Source organism: Streptomonospora wellingtoniae (genome assembly GCF_031845375.1).
Lineage (GTDB): Bacteria > Actinomycetota > Actinomycetes > Streptosporangiales > Streptosporangiaceae > Streptomonospora > Streptomonospora wellingtoniae.
This window is the reverse complement of sequence record NZ_JAVREK010000010.1, coordinates 139,837-156,277: the sequence shown is the minus strand read 5'-3', so window position 1 is coordinate 156,277 and position 16,441 is coordinate 139,837. Positions and strand designations below refer to the sequence as shown.

At 73.8% G+C, this 16,441-nt stretch carries 15 protein-coding genes; 6 read left to right on the top strand and 9 right to left on the bottom strand.

The window, feature by feature from the left end:
• The gene (locus tag RM446_RS11765; RefSeq protein ID WP_311545265.1) at positions 1–1,488 is read right to left on the bottom strand and encodes a TldD/PmbA family protein; all 1,488 of its coding nucleotides are present in this window, start codon (positions 1,486–1,488) and stop codon (positions 1–3) included.
• 654 nt (positions 1,489–2,142) lie between these two features.
• On the opposite strand from RM446_RS11765, the gene RM446_RS11760 reads away from it, so the two are divergent.
• A complete protein-coding gene (locus tag RM446_RS11760) occupies positions 2,143–3,354 on the top strand; it encodes an MFS transporter (RefSeq protein WP_311545264.1) in 1,212 nt (403 codons plus the stop codon).
• A gap of 94 nt (positions 3,355–3,448) precedes the next feature.
• On the opposite strand, the gene RM446_RS11755 is transcribed toward RM446_RS11760, so the two are convergent.
• On the bottom strand, positions 3,449–4,195 hold the full coding sequence (locus RM446_RS11755; RefSeq protein ID WP_311545263.1) for a hypothetical protein: 747 nt from the start codon (positions 4,193–4,195) through the stop codon (positions 3,449–3,451).
• A gap of 359 nt (positions 4,196–4,554) precedes the next feature.
• Between RM446_RS11755 and RM446_RS11750 the strand changes: the two genes are divergently transcribed.
• Positions 4,555–5,112 carry a flavin reductase family protein gene (locus RM446_RS11750; RefSeq protein WP_311545262.1) on the top strand — a complete coding sequence of 186 codons (558 nt, stop codon included), beginning with the start codon at positions 4,555–4,557 and terminating at the stop codon, positions 5,110–5,112.
• A gap of 109 nt (positions 5,113–5,221) precedes the next feature.
• On the opposite strand, the gene RM446_RS11745 is transcribed toward RM446_RS11750, so the two are convergent.
• Positions 5,222–6,766: an LCP family protein gene (locus RM446_RS11745; protein WP_311545261.1), complete on the bottom strand. Its 1,545-nt coding sequence runs from the start codon at positions 6,764–6,766 to the stop codon at positions 5,222–5,224.
• A 354-nt stretch (positions 6,767–7,120) separates the two neighbouring features.
• Between RM446_RS11745 and RM446_RS11740 the strand changes: the two genes are divergently transcribed.
• The 3 genes from RM446_RS11740 to RM446_RS11730 all read left to right on the top strand — a co-directional run bounded on the left by RM446_RS11740 (position 7,121) and on the right by RM446_RS11730 (position 9,920).
• Positions 7,121–8,020 carry an Lrp/AsnC family transcriptional regulator gene (locus tag RM446_RS11740; protein WP_311545260.1) on the top strand — a complete coding sequence of 300 codons (900 nt, stop codon included), beginning with the start codon at positions 7,121–7,123 and terminating at the stop codon, positions 8,018–8,020.
• Between the two features lie 148 nt (positions 8,021–8,168).
• The gene (folP, locus tag RM446_RS11735; RefSeq protein ID WP_311545259.1) at positions 8,169–9,044 is read left to right on the top strand and encodes a dihydropteroate synthase; all 876 of its coding nucleotides are present in this window, start codon (positions 8,169–8,171) and stop codon (positions 9,042–9,044) included.
• 198 nt (positions 9,045–9,242) lie between these two features.
• Positions 9,243–9,920 carry an RraA family protein gene (locus RM446_RS11730; protein WP_398694992.1) on the top strand — a complete coding sequence of 226 codons (678 nt, stop codon included), beginning with the start codon at positions 9,243–9,245 and terminating at the stop codon, positions 9,918–9,920.
• 60 nt (positions 9,921–9,980) lie between these two features.
• Here the strand turns inward: RM446_RS11730 and RM446_RS11725 are convergent, their stop codons facing one another.
• Positions 9,981–10,838 (bottom strand): NAD(P)H-binding protein, encoded by an 858-nt coding sequence (locus tag RM446_RS11725; protein WP_311545258.1) that lies wholly within the window; start codon positions 10,836–10,838, stop codon positions 9,981–9,983.
• Positions 10,835–11,269, bottom strand: a complete 435-nt coding sequence (locus tag RM446_RS11720) for a nuclear transport factor 2 family protein (protein WP_311545257.1) — start codon at positions 11,267–11,269, stop codon at positions 10,835–10,837. The genes RM446_RS11725 and RM446_RS11720 overlap by 4 nt, the downstream gene beginning before the upstream one ends.
• An 88-nt stretch (positions 11,270–11,357) precedes the next feature.
• On the opposite strand from RM446_RS11720, the gene RM446_RS11715 reads away from it, so the two are divergent.
• Entirely contained in the window at positions 11,358–11,972 is a 615-nt protein-coding gene (locus tag RM446_RS11715; RefSeq protein WP_311545256.1) for a TetR/AcrR family transcriptional regulator, read from the top strand.
• Between the two features lie 102 nt (positions 11,973–12,074).
• Here RM446_RS11715 and RM446_RS11710 read toward each other — a convergent pair whose 3' ends face one another.
• The 4 genes from RM446_RS11710 to RM446_RS11695 form a co-directional block, all read right to left on the bottom strand.
• Positions 12,075–13,640 (bottom strand): alkaline phosphatase D family protein, encoded by a 1,566-nt coding sequence (locus RM446_RS11710; RefSeq protein WP_311545255.1) that lies wholly within the window; start codon positions 13,638–13,640, stop codon positions 12,075–12,077.
• A 188-nt stretch (positions 13,641–13,828) separates the two neighbouring features.
• Positions 13,829–14,773 carry an ABC transporter ATP-binding protein gene (locus tag RM446_RS11705; RefSeq protein WP_311545254.1) on the bottom strand — a complete coding sequence of 315 codons (945 nt, stop codon included), beginning with the start codon at positions 14,771–14,773 and terminating at the stop codon, positions 13,829–13,831.
• Positions 14,774–14,779: 6 nt separating this feature from the next.
• Complete coding sequence (locus tag RM446_RS11700; RefSeq protein ID WP_311545253.1) at positions 14,780–15,571, bottom strand: ABC transporter permease; 792 nt, start codon at positions 15,569–15,571, stop codon at positions 14,780–14,782.
• A 4-nt stretch (positions 15,572–15,575) separates the two neighbouring features.
• Entirely contained in the window at positions 15,576–16,376 is an 801-nt protein-coding gene (locus RM446_RS11695; RefSeq protein ID WP_311545308.1) for an ABC transporter permease, read from the bottom strand.
• Positions 16,377–16,441: the final 65 nt, after the last annotated feature.

Genomic DNA, 16,441 nt, shown 5'->3' with positions numbered 1-16,441 from the left:
TCACTTCCCTGCCTCCTGCACTGTGTTGAGGACGCGGATGCCGGAGAAGACCGCCGCGGGGCAGCCGTGGCTGACCGCGGCGATCTGGCCGGGCTGGCCCTTGCCGCACATGAACGATCCTCCGAGCTCGTAGGTCTGCGGACCGCCGAGCGCGCGCATCGCACCCCAGAAGTCGGTCGTGGTGGCCTGGTAGGCCACGTCGCGCAGCATCCCGGTGATCCGGCCGTTCTCGATCCGGTAGAACCGCTGGCCGGTGAACTGGAAGTTGTAGCGCTGCATGTCGATGGACCAGCTCTTGTCGCCGACGATGTAGATGCCGCGCTCGACACCGTCGATCAGCCCGTCGGTGGACGGCCCGCGCGGGTCGGCCGCCAGCGAGACGTTGGCCATGCGCTGGATGGGCATCGTGGCGGGGGAGTCGGCGTGGGCGCAGCCGTTGGAGGAGGGGTAGCCCTGGAGGCGGGAGATGCGGCGGTCGCGCTGGTAGCCGACCAGGACGCCGTCGCGCACCAGGTCGAAGGACGTGGTGGCCACGCCCTCGTCGTCGTAGCCGATGGTGGCCAGGCCGTGTTCGACGTTGCGGTCGCCGGTCACGTTCATGATGTCGGAGCCGTAGCGCAGACCGCCCAGCAGGTCGGGCGTGGCGAACGAGGTCCCGGCGTAGGCGGCCTCGTAGCCCAGCGCCCGGTCGAGCTCAGTGGCGTGGCCGATGGACTCGTGGATGGTCAGCCACAGGTTCGAGGGGTGGACGACCAGGTCGTAGTCGCCGGGCTCGACGCTGGGCGCCGCCAGCTTCTCGGCGAGCAGGTCGGGGAGCCGGTCGAGCTGGGGCTCGACCTGGGCGAGGTACTCCCAGCCGCGCCCGGCCGGCGGCGCGATGGTGCGCATGCTGTCGAGCACGCCGCCGCGGGTGGCGAATACCTCGGCCTCGGGGGCGATCCGCACCCGCTGCTGGGTGGTGGTCGTGCCTGCGGTGTCGGCGTAGAACTTCTGCTCCTTGACCGCCAGCACCGAGGCGTCGACGTGGTCGACGCGGCTGTCGTCGAGCAGGCGGCGGCTCCAGCCCGCCAGAGTCGCGGTCTGCTCGCGCGGCCCGACCGCGAAGGGGTCGACCTCGTAGGAGGACACCCAGGCGGCGTCGGGGTGGGCGGGCTCGGGCGCGAGCTCGATGCGCTCGGTGCTCGCCGCGGCCGAGACCGCGGCGACCGTGACGGCGCGCTCGGCGACGGCGGCCGCCGAGTCGGGGCTCAGCTCGGTGGAGGCGGCGAAGCCCCATACGCCGTCGTGCACGACACGGACGGCGAAGCCGAGCGTGTCGCTGTCGTACTCGCTGTCGAGCTCGGCGTCGGTGAGTGTGAGGTAGCGGCCACGGATCCGCTCCAGTCGGAAGTCGGCGTGCTCGGCGCCCAGGTCGCGGGCCCGCTGCAGTGCGGCGTCGGCGAGCCGCCGCATCGGCAGGGCGAGGAAGTCAGCATCGATATCAGGCACGCTCGCCAACCTAGCGAGCCACCGGGGCCGGTGCCAGGAAGGACCCCCGCCTGTGGACGACGGAGGCGGCGGACCCGCCGCCCCCGCCCCGCCCCCGCGGCCGTATCGCACGGCGGGGCGCGGCGCCGCGGCCGGGCTGTGGCATGCCACACGGAAATCGCAGCGATCGCAGGTCGCATAGGGGATTTCCGCCCTGTTAGCGTGGATTTGCCGCACGGTCGACACGGTCCACGTCTGTGGGCCGACCAGGCGGCTTCACCGCTTCGGCGCGGACGGTCTCCGCGTCGGAGAATCCTGAGACGAGGCGGCGCACACGCGTGTGCCGTCCACGGGTAGCGACGTCCCGCTCGGTCGGCCCCTCGGCCGAGCGGAACGCATCGGACCGTGTCCGCTCAGCGGCGTTCTCCGCACACCCCATATCCGCAACCGGTGCGTAACCCCGGCGGGTCATGCCCGAATCCGGTCGCTTTTCGCGGCGCGGGTTCCGGGTCCGTTCAGCCTGCCCGGAAACCGGTGGCTCGTCGGCGCTGACCCGTCGGCTTGTTCGGCATGCCCGAATACAGCCGGACCGGGCACTGCGGCGCGCCCCGGTGCGCTCCCGGCGGAAGCACCGCGCCTTCAACCCGCCGTTCTCCACTGTCCGCAGGAGCTGCCATGCCGGTGAGGATCCTCTCCCTCGCACTGGGTAATTTCGCCGTCGCCACCGGTGCCTACGTCATCGCCGGAATGCTCGCCGACGTCGCCTCCCATACCGGCGTGGCGGTCTCTGCGGCCGGGCAGCTCGTCACCGTCTACGCGCTCACCTACGGCCTGGCCGCGCCCGTGCTCTCGGCGCTGTTCGGGCACGGCGACCGGCGGCGGCTGCTGGCCGCCGCGCTCGTGCTGTCCGCTGTCGGCAACGTGCTCACCGCGCTCGCGCCCGGCTTCGCGACCCTGGCGGCCGCCCGGGTGCTCGCGGCCGCCGGAGCCGCGCTCTACGCCCCCGCCGCCATCGTGATGGCCGCCGACCTGGCACCCCTGCACCGGCGCGGCAGCGCCGTCGCGCTGGTGGTGACCGGGTCCACGCTGGCCACGGTGCTGGGTGTGCCCGCCGGCGTGGTGCTCGCCGGCCCGCTCGGCCACCAGGGCGTCTACGCATGCATCGGCCTGCTGTGCGTGGGCGCGCTGGCCACGCTGCGGGCGCTGCCCCGTACCGGCGGCGTGCCCCGGGTTCCGCTGCGCACCGGGTTCGGCGCGCTGAAGGGCGTGCTCGTCCCCGCCGTGCTGGCGGTCTCCCTGCTGGCCTCCGTCAGCGACTTCACCGCCTACACGTTCGCGGTCCCGCTGCTGTCGCACGTGGGCGACCCCGCCCCCGAGACCGTGAGCGTCCTGCTGGTGGTCTACGGCGTCGCCGGGTCGCTGGGCAACACCGCCGCCGGCTGGGTGACCGACCGCATCGGCGCCGTCTGGGCGATGCTGATCGCGCTGACGCTGCTGGGTGCGGGACTGATCGCGCTGCCTCTGGTCGGCGGCTCGCCCGTGCTCACCGGAACGGCGCTGGCCCTGTGGGGCCTGGGCGGCTGGGGCGTCCTGCCCGCCGTGCAGGCCAAGCTGCTCGACGCGGCGCCCGAGGCCGCCGGCTCGGTGGTGGCGTTCAACGTCTCCGTGGTGTGGCTGGGCATGGGCCTGGGCGGAATCGTCGGCGGCGGTGTCATCGAGGCCGCCGGGATGAGTGCGCTCGCCGTTGCCGCCGGCCTCGTGGCGGTGGCGGCCCTGGCCCCGCTCGCTGTGGCGGCGCGGGTCGCGCGCACGCGAGCCCGGGGCGGCGCCGAAGGCGTTCCCCGGCAGGCGCCCGCGGACGAGCCCGCCGTCTCCGCCGGGATCTGAGCGCGACGCCGGAGGCGGTGCGGTGCGCGCCCCCGGCGCCCGGAGCGCGCACCCGACAGCGGCGGGCCGGTCCCGAGCCGACCCGGCCCGCCGCCTACCCGCCCTCCCAGACGTCCACGTGGACGTGGTCGAGGTGGCGCAGGATCGCGTTGCCGGGGGCGGGGGCGTCGTAGGGCCACCAGCCGCCGCGCGAGCCGCGGGAGTTCCAGATCTCGTCGTCGAAGATCACGTTGGCGACGTGCAGGTCCTCGGCGTGGGCGACCAGCCAGTGCGCCAGCAGCCACCCCTCGCGCCTGTTCTCCTCGCTGACCGGGCGGTAGAAGAAGTCGACGGCGCGGCCCTCGTAGTGCGCCGAGTCCTCGCCGTGCCCGCTGGAGATGCCGCCGGGCTCGTAGCCGCCGACGCTCATGGTGCCGAACACCTCGGTCACGGAGTCGAGCACATCCTGGGCGCGCGGCGTCAGCCCGCTCTGTGTCAGCTCCTGCTTCTGCAGCCCTTCGGGAGAGGAGACGCGGCAGGTCAAGCTGGGTCCTGGCTCACCGGGTGGGCCGTTGCGCAGCCGCTGGAGCGCCGCGCTGTCGATGCCCGAGGTGTCGGGCGCCTCGGCGCCGCGGGCCCGCAGCGCCACCGCCGTGGTGGCCAGGCGCGCCTCCTCCAGCGTCAGCATGACCGTGCCGTCGGCGGTGTCCACCGAGCAGGGGGCGGCCCAGGGCAGCGCCGTCCCGTCGATCCCCGAGCGTGCCAGCAGCCAGGGGCCGGCCGCCGCCAAGCCGCCTCCGCACAGCGCCAAGACCGCCAGGACCACCAGGACGCGGAGGCCTCGGGAGGTGCGTGCGGGCATATTCCGGACTTTAGCCCGCCGGGGGGAGTGAAGTCGCGCTCCCGTCGGCTGCGGCGCGTCACCGCCGAGTGGCGGCGGCGCGGGTGCGGGACCGCCTACGTGCGGGGCTGCCCGTTGCCGCGGTCCGGTGCCGCGGAGTTTCGCTGTGAGCGAAATCGGCCACCCGCGGTGACGAGTGCCCGGCGTCGGGCCGGCAGAGCCGGCCCGAGGCCGCCGGGCCGGCGTGTGAGAACCTGCGCACATGGAGGGTCCCGCGGGAATAGCGCGCCTGCGCGGGAAGCTGACCGGACGTAGGACGTCTGCAACGGCGGCCGAGGGAAACGCCCACCACGAAGGCCCGGACCACGGATGGAGACGCGTTGCGCAGATCGGCGGAGGCGGAAGCCGGCTCGGAGTCCTGGCGGTCGGAGCGGCTCCCGCAGGAGGGCGCGGTCGCCGCTGACGGGTTCCGCCGCGTCATGGGGGCGCACGCCGCGGGCGTGGTGGTCGTGACCGCCGAGGCGCCGCAAGGACCGGTCGGGGTCACCGCGACCTCCTTCACCAGTGTGAGCCTCGACCCGCCCCTGGTCTCCTTCTACATCGGCGACGCCTCCTCGACGTGGCCGGGCCTGCGCGAGGCGCCGTGCTTCGCCGTGAACATCCTCGGCGAGCACCAGCAGGACGTCGCCGCACGCTTCGCCACCCGCGGAGTCGACCGGTTCGCTCCGCCCGCGCGCTGGGACCGCGGCCCCGACGCCCTGCCGCTGCTGCAGGGCGCGATCGGCCACCTGCTCTGCCGCAAGCACGACGTGCTTGCAGTCGGCGACCACTGGCTCGTCGTCGGCCGCGTCGCTCAGGCGCGCGTCTCGCCCGAGGACGGCCGCCCGCTGCTCTACCAGCGGGGCCGCTACGGGAGGTTCTCCTCCCTCGACCGCTGATGCGGAACCCGCCGATCTTGTAGCTATCGTGAAGGAAAACGATTTCCGTTTGCGATAGCTACAAGATCGACGGCGCGGGCTCGGCCGGCGGCCCGGGGCGCGGCGCGTGTCAGGGGCAGAGCGCGTCCAGCGCGGTGGCGTCCTCGCCGACCTGGCGGCCGGGGGGCGGGGAGGGCTCGTCCAGGCCGGTGTACTCCTGCCACTCGGTCTGCTCGTCGGCACCGCCGCCGGTCTGCTCGTCGGCAGCGCCGCTGGCAGACGGCGAGGACGAGGGGACCGCGTCGTCGCCGCCGTCCTCGGCCTCCTGCCGGGCCGACTGGGCGTCCTCCTGCTCGCTGATGGCGTCGGCGATCAGCGAGCGGATGTTCTTCCAGTCGGGGTGGGCGGTGTTGACCTGGGGCGGGGAAAGCTGCAGCGTCGCCATCCGCCCCTCGTCGGTGGTCAGGTCGGCCAGGTCGATGAAGGCCGGCGCCTTGGACTGGGGGATGTCGGTGCGCAGCGTCTTCTTGGTGGCGCCCGCCAGCTCCTGGAAGCTGGTCAGCACCGTGGTCGGCTCGGTCTGCTCGGCGACGTACATCAGCAGGCAGCCCTGGCGGCCCATGCGCGCGTAGTCGTCGCTGTTGGTGCGGCTGCGGCCGTACCACAGCGCCTCGTAGCCGTCGAGGTGCTGGTCGCCCTTCTCCAGGACGCCGCCCTCCTGGCCGTAGGGGATGGGCTCGTCGATGTGCACGTCGATGCCGCCGATCGCGTCGATCAGCGACGCGAAACCCCGCATGTCCACCAGCGCGTAGTAGTCCAGATCCAGGTCGACGAGGTTGCCGATGACGCGCTTGAGGGTGTCGGCCGCCGGGTCCTGGGCCGACGGGTCGATCGCCAGCTTCTTCGGGTTGTCGGCGACCGTCTGGTACACCTCGTTGAGCAGCTCGTCGAAGCCGTAGGGCGGCGGGTACCGCTCGGCCAGCGCCGTCCCCTCCGGGAACTGCGCGTTCTCCAGGTTGCGCGGCAGGCCGATCAGGACCACGTCGCCGTGGTGCACGTCGATGCTGGCGACCATCATCGAGTCGGTGCGCAGCCCGTAGCGGTTGCTCCCGGCGTCGCCGCCCAGCAGCAGCACGTTCACCCGGTCGCGCCCGGTCCACGGGTCGGCCTCGTCGTGCGGCTCGCCCTCGGGCTCGGGGCCGAACACGGAGTTGATCGTGTCGTATGCGGTGTAGGCGGTGCGCAGCACGGCCGCCGCCGGGACGGCCACCGCCAGGCACAGTGCCAGAACCACGACACCGCCCGTTGCGCGGACGAGCATGCGCGAGCCCGGTGGCCGCAGGATGACCCACGAGTGCACGATCACCGTCATCCACAGCACCGCGATCGCGAAGGCGGCCGCAGCCGCGGTGAACAGCCAGCGCCCCTGAACCGCGAGCTGCGCTCCGCGCATGGCGTCGCCGTTGACCGCGAAGGCCCCCGCGGCGCCCGCGGCGACCAGCACCAGATAGCAGCCCAGGATGATCCCCCCCGCGAGGCGCCGCCGCATGCGCAGGTGGGCCAGGCCGGGCAGGGGCAGCGATCCGGCGGTCCACAGCAGCGCCCGCCAGGTGCTCGCGGGCCGGGAGGCGAACTCGGACGCGCCTCGGTCCGGCGGATCTCCCTTGTATGCCATGGACTCCCCTTCTCACTGCCCCGTCCCCGAGGCGCCGTCGACGGTACGGATCATGGGGCGGTGGGACGTCGCCCTTCTCCTACCGCGCACGGCGCCGAACATGCCGCAGATCAGTGTCTCGCTTTGCCGGAGTTGTTCGCACACGAGGGTCCGACCACGGCATGTTTGTTACGTGTCCGGGATGTCGGTATACCCGGCTCGTTGTCCGGATCTCCGGGGATGGACGGCCAAAGTCGTCCTTGTTTCTTTCGTGATCAGTAGTTAACCGTCGCAACAACTGCCATGATCTGGCCGCAGGAGGGGGCGGCGCCCGGGGGGAATGGGCGCCGTCATGTGAGGGAAAGGCATGCAATCGTGCTCGATGCGGTCGACGCGGCGCTGATCAGGGCGCTGCAGGGGGACGGAAGAGCGACATACCAGGCACTCGCCGACGGAGTGGGGCTGTCCCGGACAGCGGTGCGGGCGCGCGTCAAGCAGCTCGTCGGCGCCGGCGCCATCCGGATCGTGGGAGTGCTGCACGCCGGTGTATTGGGGATGGAGGTGTTCGCACACATATCCTTTCGCGTCTCGGGCCCCGTGGGCCCGCTGCTGGAGGAGCTGGCCGAGCGCGAGGCGGTGGTCTTCGCCGCGCAGGCCGCCGGGCGCTTCCCGGTGGTGGCCCACGTCAGGGTCCGCGACGACGAGGCCCTGGCCAAGGAGCTGGGGGTGCTCCGCTCGCTGAGCGGGGTCACCGGCGCCGAGGCCTTCCGCGGCGGGCAGATCGCCAAGGACGCCTACAGCAGCGTTCGCGAGCTGCGCGACGTCTCGATCGACCCGCTGGACTGGCGGCTGGTCCGCCACCTCCAGCGCGACGGGCGCGCGTCCTACGCCGAGCTGGCCCGCAGGGTCGGCCTTTCGCAGGCGGCCGCCCGCTCGCGCGTGGTGCGGCTGATCGACGCCGGCGTCATCCACGTCACGGCCATCGCCGAACCCGCCGCGGTGGGCGCCAGCGAGCAGGTGGGCTTCGGCCTGCGCTGCCGCGGCGATTCGGGCGCGGTGGCGGCGCGGCTCGGTAGCCTGTCAGGGGTCTCCTTCCTCGCGACGGGTTTCGGGCGCTACGACGTCATCGGTTCGGCCAGCGCCGCCGACCGGCCCGCGCTTGTGGAGGCCCTGGAGGCCGTACGCGCCTGCTCGGACGTGACCTACGTCGAGACCTGGGAGCATCTCGCGGTGACCAAGGAGCGCTACGGCGGCGACGCCGCACCGGTCGCCTGAGCGCTCCGGCGCCCGCGCACCGGGTTCCGGCCGTCCCCGCCGCGAGCGGCTTCGCGGCGGGGACGCGTCCGCGCCGGAGGGGCGCAGCGGCGGCGGTGCGGCCGGCGGGCGCGCCGGTACGCGGGCACACGGTTGGCAGCGGGGGGCGATGAGCGACGAGGCGGCGCCGGGAGGGGTGCTGCGTCTGCGCGGACGCGAGTTCGGCCCGGGCAGCCACGCGGTGATGGCGGTGGTCAACCGCACACCCGACTCCTTCTACGACCGCGGGGCCACCTACGACTGGGGCGCAGCGCTCGCCGCGGCCGACGCCGCCGTGGCGAGCGGCGCCGACATCGTCGACGTCGGAGGCGTCAAGGCCGGCCACGGCGCCCACGTGGGCGCCGCCGAGGAGATCGGGCGCACCGCCCCGTTCGTGGCCGAGCTGCGCGCACGCCACCCGCAGGTGGTCATCTCGGTCGACACCTGGCGCGCCGAGGTGGGCCGCGCCTGCGCTGAGGCGGGCGCCGACCTGGTCAACGACACCTGGGCCGGCGCCGACCCCGACCTGGCCCGCGTGGCGGCCGAGGCCGGAGCCGGGCTTGTGTGCAGCCACACCGGCGGCCTGGCGCCGCGCACCGATCCGCACCGGGTGCACTACGCCGACGTGGTCGCCGACGTCCTGGAGACCGTCACGGGGCTGGCGCGCCGCGCCGTCGCGCTGGGCGTGCGCCCAGACCGGGTGCTGATCGACCCCACCCACGACTTCGGCAAGAACACCTACCACTCGCTGGAGCTGACCCGCCGGATGGGCGAACTGGCCGCCACGGGGTGGCCGGTCCTGGTCGCGGTCTCCAACAAGGACTTCATCGGCGAGACCCTGGACGCGCCCGTCGAGCAGCGAGGGCCGGGCACGCTGGCGGCGCTGGCGGTCTCGGCATGGCAGGACGCGCGGGTGTTCCGCGTGCACGACGCGGGCGCAGCACGCGCCGCGCTCGACGCTGTGGCGGGCCTGCGCGCGTCCGGCGGTGGAGGTCGGAGCGTGTAACCGCCGGTAGCGCTTTTTTGTATTTTCCGCTTCACACGTCTTGCGTGCCGGTTAAGTTACCCATGAGTATAAGAGCAGTCGGGTCGCAGCGGAGAGCCCCGGCTCTCCCCGGCAGCGCCGCCCGCGGCCGGGGACGGGCCCCGCCGGGTGCGATGAGGCGCAGCGGCCCGCGAGGCGCGCTTGCAATGGGAGGCTGACGTGGCGCTTGCGGACACCATGACTGCGATGGGCACTGCCGCGCTGACACGGTGCGGTGCCCGACCGCTGGGGGCCCACCTCTTCGCGGTCTGGCCCGGGGCGTCCTTCGCCGCCACGGCGCTCCCCGTGCGCTGCGCGCCCGGCGACAACCTCGCGCTCCACGTGGCCGTGGCCCAGGCCCCGCCCGAGACCGCCCTGGTGGTGGACGCCTCCGGCGAGCCCGAGTACGGCTACGTCGACGAGATCCTGGCGGTGGCGGCCCGCATGCGCCGCATCAGCGGGATCGTCGTCGACGGCTGCGTCAGCGACGTCGCCGCCCTCGCCCGCTCCGGAGTCCCGGTGGTCAGCGCCGGCGTGTCGGTGCGCGCGCCGGTCCATGAAGCCGGAGGCGAGGTCGGGCGCGAGGTCCGGCTCGACAACGGCCGCACGCCCGTGCCTGTGCGCCGCGGCGACTGGATCGTGGCCGACGACGACGGCACCGTGTGCCTGCCGCGCGGGCGGGCCACGGCGATCGTGGCCGACACGGTCGAGGCGGTCGCCGCTGAACAGCGCATGGTCGACGCCCTGGCCGCCGGCGCGAGCACGCTGGACCTGCTCAACCTGGACCCCTCGCGCGTGGCCGGCTGGGAGGGCGCGCCCGCCGCCCATGCCGCCCGCTCGGCCGAGCGGGCCGGCTGACCCCCGCGCCCGCCGCCGCGTGCCCGACCCCGGCCGCGGACCGGGCGCCCGCTGCGCGCCTCAGCGCAGACGCGCCGCGTTCCGCCGCACATGGGTGCGGAAACCGCGGGGCGGCCGCCCGGTGACCCGCTCCACGGTGTCAGTCGTGCGGTCCTCGGCGCCCTCGGCGATCGCCGCGTCGAGCCCGGCGAGCACCTCGGCGAACGCGGGCGGCATGTGCGGCGCCTCCCGCACAAGGCGGTCGCGCATCTGTTCGTAGCTCAGCGGCCGGTGGACGACGGCGCGCCCGGTCTCCTCGGACAGCACGGCGGCCGCATCGGCGTAGCTCAGCGCCTCGGGGCCGGTGACGACCAGGTCGGTGTCCGGCGCGCGCTCGTCGGTCAGCCCGCGGGCGGCGACGGCCGCGATGTCGTCGGCGTCGACGAACCCCACCCGGCCCCCGCCCGTCGCCGTCAGGATCTCACCCGACTCGCGGATGCTGCGCGCGTGCACGTGGTCGCCGGTGAGGTTCTGCATGAACCACGACGGTCGCAGCACCGCCCACTCGTCGAACAGTTCCGGCAGCACCGCGTGCACCCGCCCGGCGGCGGGGCCGCCGGAGGGCAGCGCAGAGGAGCTGAGCAGGACGGCGCGCCGCACGCCCGCCGCACGCGCCCGCTCCAGGAAGGGCAGCATGATCGCGGCGGGCTCGGTCGCGCCGACCGGCGGGACGAGGTAGACGCGGTCCGCCCCGCGCAGCGCGTCCTCGTGGCCCGCGGGGTCGTACCAGTCGAAACGGACGCCGGGGGCGCCGGCGACGTCGGCGGCGCTGCGGCCGGCCGCCTTCACCCGGACCCCCTGCGCGGTCAGCCGGGCGGTGAGGCGGCTGCCGGTCGTACCGGTGGCGCCGACGACGAGTACGGCGGAGCCGCCGGTCACCGGGAGCCCTGCAGGAAGTCGGCCGCGCCGCCGTCACTGGAGAGCATCAGCGGGTTCCAGTAGTCGCGGGCGTGTGCGATCCGTCCGCCGGCGACCGCGAGCACCATGATGTAGTCCGCTTCGAACGGGGCGCCGGTCCGCACCAGCCGCCCGGTGCTGTGCATCTCGACGACGGCCGTGGCGGGGTCGGTGGTCCGGTGGATCTCGAGGCGGGGAATGTCCTGGATCTCGATGTGGTCGCCGTAGCCGCTCATGTAGTCGGCGATCGCGGCCCTGCCCTCCAGCCGCCGCGGCCATCCGGCGGGAGCGAAGGGGAACTCCAGCACGCCGTCGTCGGCCCAGAGGTCGACCCAGGCGGCGAAGTCGTTGGCGGTCAGCAGTCGCACGCTGCGGCGGGCCAGCTCCGCCGCGGGGCTGTGTGCGGTCACCATGGGATTCCTTCCGATATTATGCGGACCGGCGGTCCGTATAGAATGACTATACGGACCAAAGGTCCGCTTTTGCAACCGGAGGAGACCCGTGCCCGAACGCAAACCCCGCGCGGACGCCGCGCGCAACCGTGAAGCGGTGCTTGCGGCGGCCGACGGCCTCTTCGCCCGCTGCGCCGACCCGGACGAGGTGACCATGGCCGAGATCGCCGCCGCCGCCGGAGTCGGCAAAGGGACCCTCTTCCGCGGCTTCGGCGACCGCACCGGCCTGATCCGCGCGCTCTACGAGGCCCGGTCCGCACCGGTGCTGCGCGCCGTCGCCGAAGGCCCCGCCCCCCTCGGCCCCGGCACCCCGCCGGCCGAACGCGTGCCCGCGGTGCTCGACGCGCTCCTGTGCCTCAAGCTGGACAACCGCCACCTGTCCGTGGCGCTTGAGGCGGTCGGATCCGACAGCCCCTACAGCGCGGCGCACTACGACCGGGCGCACGGCCTCATCCGCGGCATGCTGGAAGCCGTCCCCGGCTTCGGCGACGGCGGTTTCGCGGCCCACGCTCTGCTCGCCGCGGTCCGCGCCGACCTGGTCGACCACCTGGCCGGCCGGCAGGGCCTCTCCCGGGAGCGGCTGCGGGCGGACCTCGCCGACTTCACCGCCCGCGTCCTGGGCCGGCCGCAGCAGGGGGAGGGGTCCGCGGGCGCCCGGGGGTGAGCCGCCCGCCCACCGGCGCCCGCCCCGCCCCGCACGCCGCGGCGGCCTCCGCAACACGCGGGGGGCCTTCGGCGGCGGGACCGGCGCGGTGCACCGGGCGGATCACGGCTGCGCCGTCACACCCGGGGTGCCGTCCTCGACCACGAAGCTCGCCCGCGTCGACACGGGTGCGCCCGGGCGGGTCACGTAGGACACCACCCGGAAGTCGGTCTGCCACTGCTCGGGAGTCAGGGTGCAGCGCACATAGCCGCGCTGCTCGTTGATGAAGGCGAAGTGCGGGTTGGCCTTCAGGAAGCGCTGACCGTCGGCGCCGAGGTCCTCGCCGTCGCCGTTGGTCGAGACCGAGGTGCCCACGAACTCGGTCGCCACCGTCGGCGCGTTCTCGTCGCGGTAGTCTGCCTTCAGATCGGCCGCGTAGTTCTGGTGCCGGTCGCCGGTGACCACCACCAGGTTGCGCACGCCCCGCTGGACCGCGGCGTCGAGCACCCGCTCGCGGTCGGCGGCGTAGCCGTCCCAGGGGTCCATCCACACGCTGGTGCCCGAGCCCGGGTTGTTGTCGGTCTGGGTCATGGGCGACTGGTTGCCCAGCACCTGCCAGCGCGCCGGCGAGTCGCCGAAGCCGTTGAGCAGCCAGTCGCGCTGGCGCTCGCCGAGGATGCTGCGGGAGGGGTCGAAGCGCGCGTCGCAGTCGTCCTCCAACCGCCCGCTGCAGGCCTGGTTGTCGCGGTACTGGCGGGTGTCGAGCATGGTGAAGTCGGCCAGGCGCCCGTAGCCGATGCGCCGGTGCAGGCCCATGTCGGGTCCGACGGGCATCGAGGAGCGCCGCAGCGGCATGTTCTCGTAGTAGGCCTGGAAGGCGTCGGCGCGCCGGCTCAGGAACGCCGCGCGCGGGTCGCCGCCCTGGGACAGGTCGTTGGCCCAGTTGTTGTCGATCTCGTGGTCGTCCGGTGTGACCAGCCAGGGGAAGCGGCCGTGGGCGTTCTGCAGGTGCTCGTCCAGCTTGTAGAGGGCGTAGCGCACCCGGTAGTGCTTCAGCCGGGTGGTCTCGACGAGCAGGTGGCCGGGGACGCCGCCGCGCAGGTCGCCCTCGATGGGGTACTCGTAGATGTAGTCGCCCAGGTGCAGCACCAGGTCCAGGTCCTCCTCGGCGAGGTGCTCGTAGGCGGTGTAGTGGCCGTGGTCCCACTTCTGGCACGAGACGAACGCGAAGGACACGGAGCCGGCCATCGACGACGCCGGGGGAGCGGTGCGGGTGGTGCCGACGGGGCTGACATCGCCCATCGCGCGGAAGCGGTAGTAGTACTCCCGGCCCGGCGACAGGCCGGAGATCTCGGGATGCACCGAGTGGCCGAGCTCGGGTCCGGCGACGGCGCTGCCGCAGTGCACGATCCGGCGGAAGCGGGAGTCCAGCGCCACCTGGTACTCCACGGTGACCTCGCGGGGCGGCATGCCGCCCTTGCCGTCGGCGGCCAGCGGGTCGGGGGCCAGGCGGGTCCACAGCACGACGCCGTCCTCGGCGGGTTCGCCGGAGGCGACGCCGAGGGTGAACGGGTAGTCGCCCTTCGGTGCGCCGGGTTGGGCCGAAGCGGTGGCGGAGAACACCCCGGTGCCCAGCGCGACGGCCGCCGCCGAGGCCGAGCCGATGCCCAGGAAGCGCCTGCGCGCCATGCGCGACCGGGTTGAAGGCGATGCGGAGGTGGCGGGAAGGCGTCTCGTGGTGACGGACAAGGCAGACCTCCAGCAGGGTCGTTCTGCGGTTGGGCGGTATGTCCGCAGGTGATGCTCCGGTCCCGTTATGGCCGCAGGACGAGGTTATGATCACGCTCTGGTGAAGTCTCAGTGACACACCGTCGCCGTCACGCTCCGGCATAGATTCGCCGGACAACCTCCTCGATGTCGGGTTCTTGCAGCGTGATGTCGGCGACCCGGTGGCGGGCCGTCACCTCGGCGACCACGTTCGCCGGGTTCCCGTGCAGCTCCAACCATTGGCGCGGTCCCTCGACGGCCGCCGTGCGCGCGCCGTCCACCTCGATCGGCGCACCCGCCCTCTCCAGGTCCACCACCAGCGTCCGCGGCAGCGGGGCGGCCGCGTGCAGCCCGGCCAGGTCGCCGTCGAAGGCCAGCCGTCCGCTGTCGATCACCATCACGCGGCGGCACAGCCGCTCCACGTCGCCCAGGTCGTGGGTGGTGAGCAGGATGGTGGTGCCCCGTTCGGCGTTGAGCCGCAGCAGGAAGTCCCGGATGGCCGACTTGCTCACCACGTCCAGCCCGATGGTGGGCTCGTCCAGGACCAGCAGCCGCGGATCGTGCAGCAGCGCCGCGGCGAGGTCGCCCCGCATGCGCTGGCCCAGGCTGAGCTGGCGCACCGGAGTGGCCAGGAACTCCGACAGCTCCAGCACCTCGGTGAGCTCGGCCAGGCGGCGGCGGTGGTCGGCCCTGGGCACCCGGTAGAGGTGCCGCGTCAGCGCGAGGCTGTCGCGCAGCGGCAGGTCCCACCACAGCGTGGTGCGCTGGCCGAAGACCACCCCGATCCGCCGCGCCAGCGCCGTGCGCTGCGCCGCGGGCTCCAGGCCGTGCACCCGCAGCCGGCCCGCGCTGGGAGCGAGAATGCCGGTGAGCATTTTCATGGTGGTCGACTTGCCGGCGCCGTTGGGGCCCAGGTAGCCCACGATCTCGCCGGGTGCCACGTCGAAGGACACCCCGCCCACGGCGCCGACGCGGCGCCGGCGGCGGCGCAGCAGCGGCCCCTCGGCCACGGTGAAGGTCTTGCCCAGGCCCTCGGCCTCGATCGCGGCGTTCACGGTGTCTCAGCTCCCTGTCGATCGGTAGCGGCGCACGCCCGAGCGCCACACGGCGGCGGCGAGGAGGGCGAGGCCGACGGCGACACCCGGCGGGGCCGCCCGCAGCCACGCCCCCATGCCCAGCGGATCGGGGCGGTCCAGCAGGTACAGCGCCGGCTGCCAGCTCACGAACGCCAGCGGCACCACGAAGGTGAACGCCCGCGCCGCGTCGCGGCCGTAGACCGCCAGCGGGTATTGCGTCAGCGCCTGCCCGCCGTAGGTCACCGAGTTGGCGACCTCGCGGGCGTCGACGACCGCGAATTGCAGGCAGGCGCCGATCACCCAGATCGAGCAGCACACGACCGTGCCCGAGACGACGAAGGCCGGGAGCGCCGCGACACGCAACGGGGTCCAGTCGATCGGCAACTCCCACAGCGCCCACCCCAGCGCGGCCGCGCTCGGCACGGTCTTGCCGAGGCGGCGCGGCGAGAAGCCGTCGGTGGCGATCTGCACCAGCGCGGGCACCGGCCGTACGAGCATCACGTCGAACGACCCCGCGCGGATGTGCTCGCCCAGCCGGTCGACCGAGCCGAGCAGCGTGTCGGCCAGCGAGAACGCCAGCGCGGCCAGCCCGTAGACCAGCAGCGCCTCGTGCAGCGTGAACCCGGCCAGGCGCTCGGTGTGGCCGAACACGAACAGCACGGCGCACAGTTCGGCGGCGGTGGCCGCGGCCTGGGCGGCCGTGAGCATCGCGAGCGAGGCCGGGTACTGGGCGAGGGCGCGCGACCACGTCCAGGCCAGGCGCAGGTAGGTCAGCACGGACTCACCCGCCCTGCACCGCGACCCGGCGGGTGCCGCGCGCGGTCAGCGCCGCGCCGAGGCCCAGCAGGACCGCCGCCCACGCCGCCTGGAACAGCAGGCCGCCCGCCGTGCTACCGCCCGGCAGCGTCTCCTTGCCGAGCAGGATCTCGGCGGGCACCTGCACCAGCGCCGACCACGGCAGCGCTCGCAGGAGGGCCGCCAACCCCTCCGGGAACAGCACCAGGGGCAGAACCATCCCCGAGCAGAACGGCCCCAGCAGCGCGCCCAGCGAGTCGACGCCGCGGGTGTCGAGGATCCAGAACCCGGCAATCGCGTAGAGGTAGCGCAGCCCGAACCCCACGAGCGACGCCAGAGCCAGAGCGGCCGCGGCGGCCGCCCAGCGCAGGGGATCGGGCGGAAGCACCAGCGGGAACAGCACGATCCCCACGGAGAAGGTGGGCACGCTGCGAAACACCGCGGAGTAGGCGGCGCGGCCCAGGTCCTGGGCCAGGAACCACAGCAGGGGATGGGCCGGGCGCAGCAGGTCGACGGCGACGTCGCCGGTGCGGATGCGCTGGGACAGCTCCAGCGGCGGGCCCATGATCGCGGTGGGGCCGATGAGCGCCTGGGCGACGTAGACCTGGGTGACGGCGTCGGCGGCGGTGTATCCGTTGATGCGCGGCTGGGCGGCGAAGACGGCCAGCAGCACCATGGCGTTGATCGCGCCGAAGACGCTGTTGGTGAAGACCCCGGCGGCCGTGGCCGCGCGGTATTCCGAGAACCGGCGCAGCCCGTGGCCGAACACCGCGACATACACCCGCACCGTGCCGTGCCCTCCTCGCAGGATCGAGTTCATGGCACGGCCCTGCGGGGCAGGTCCGGGACGCC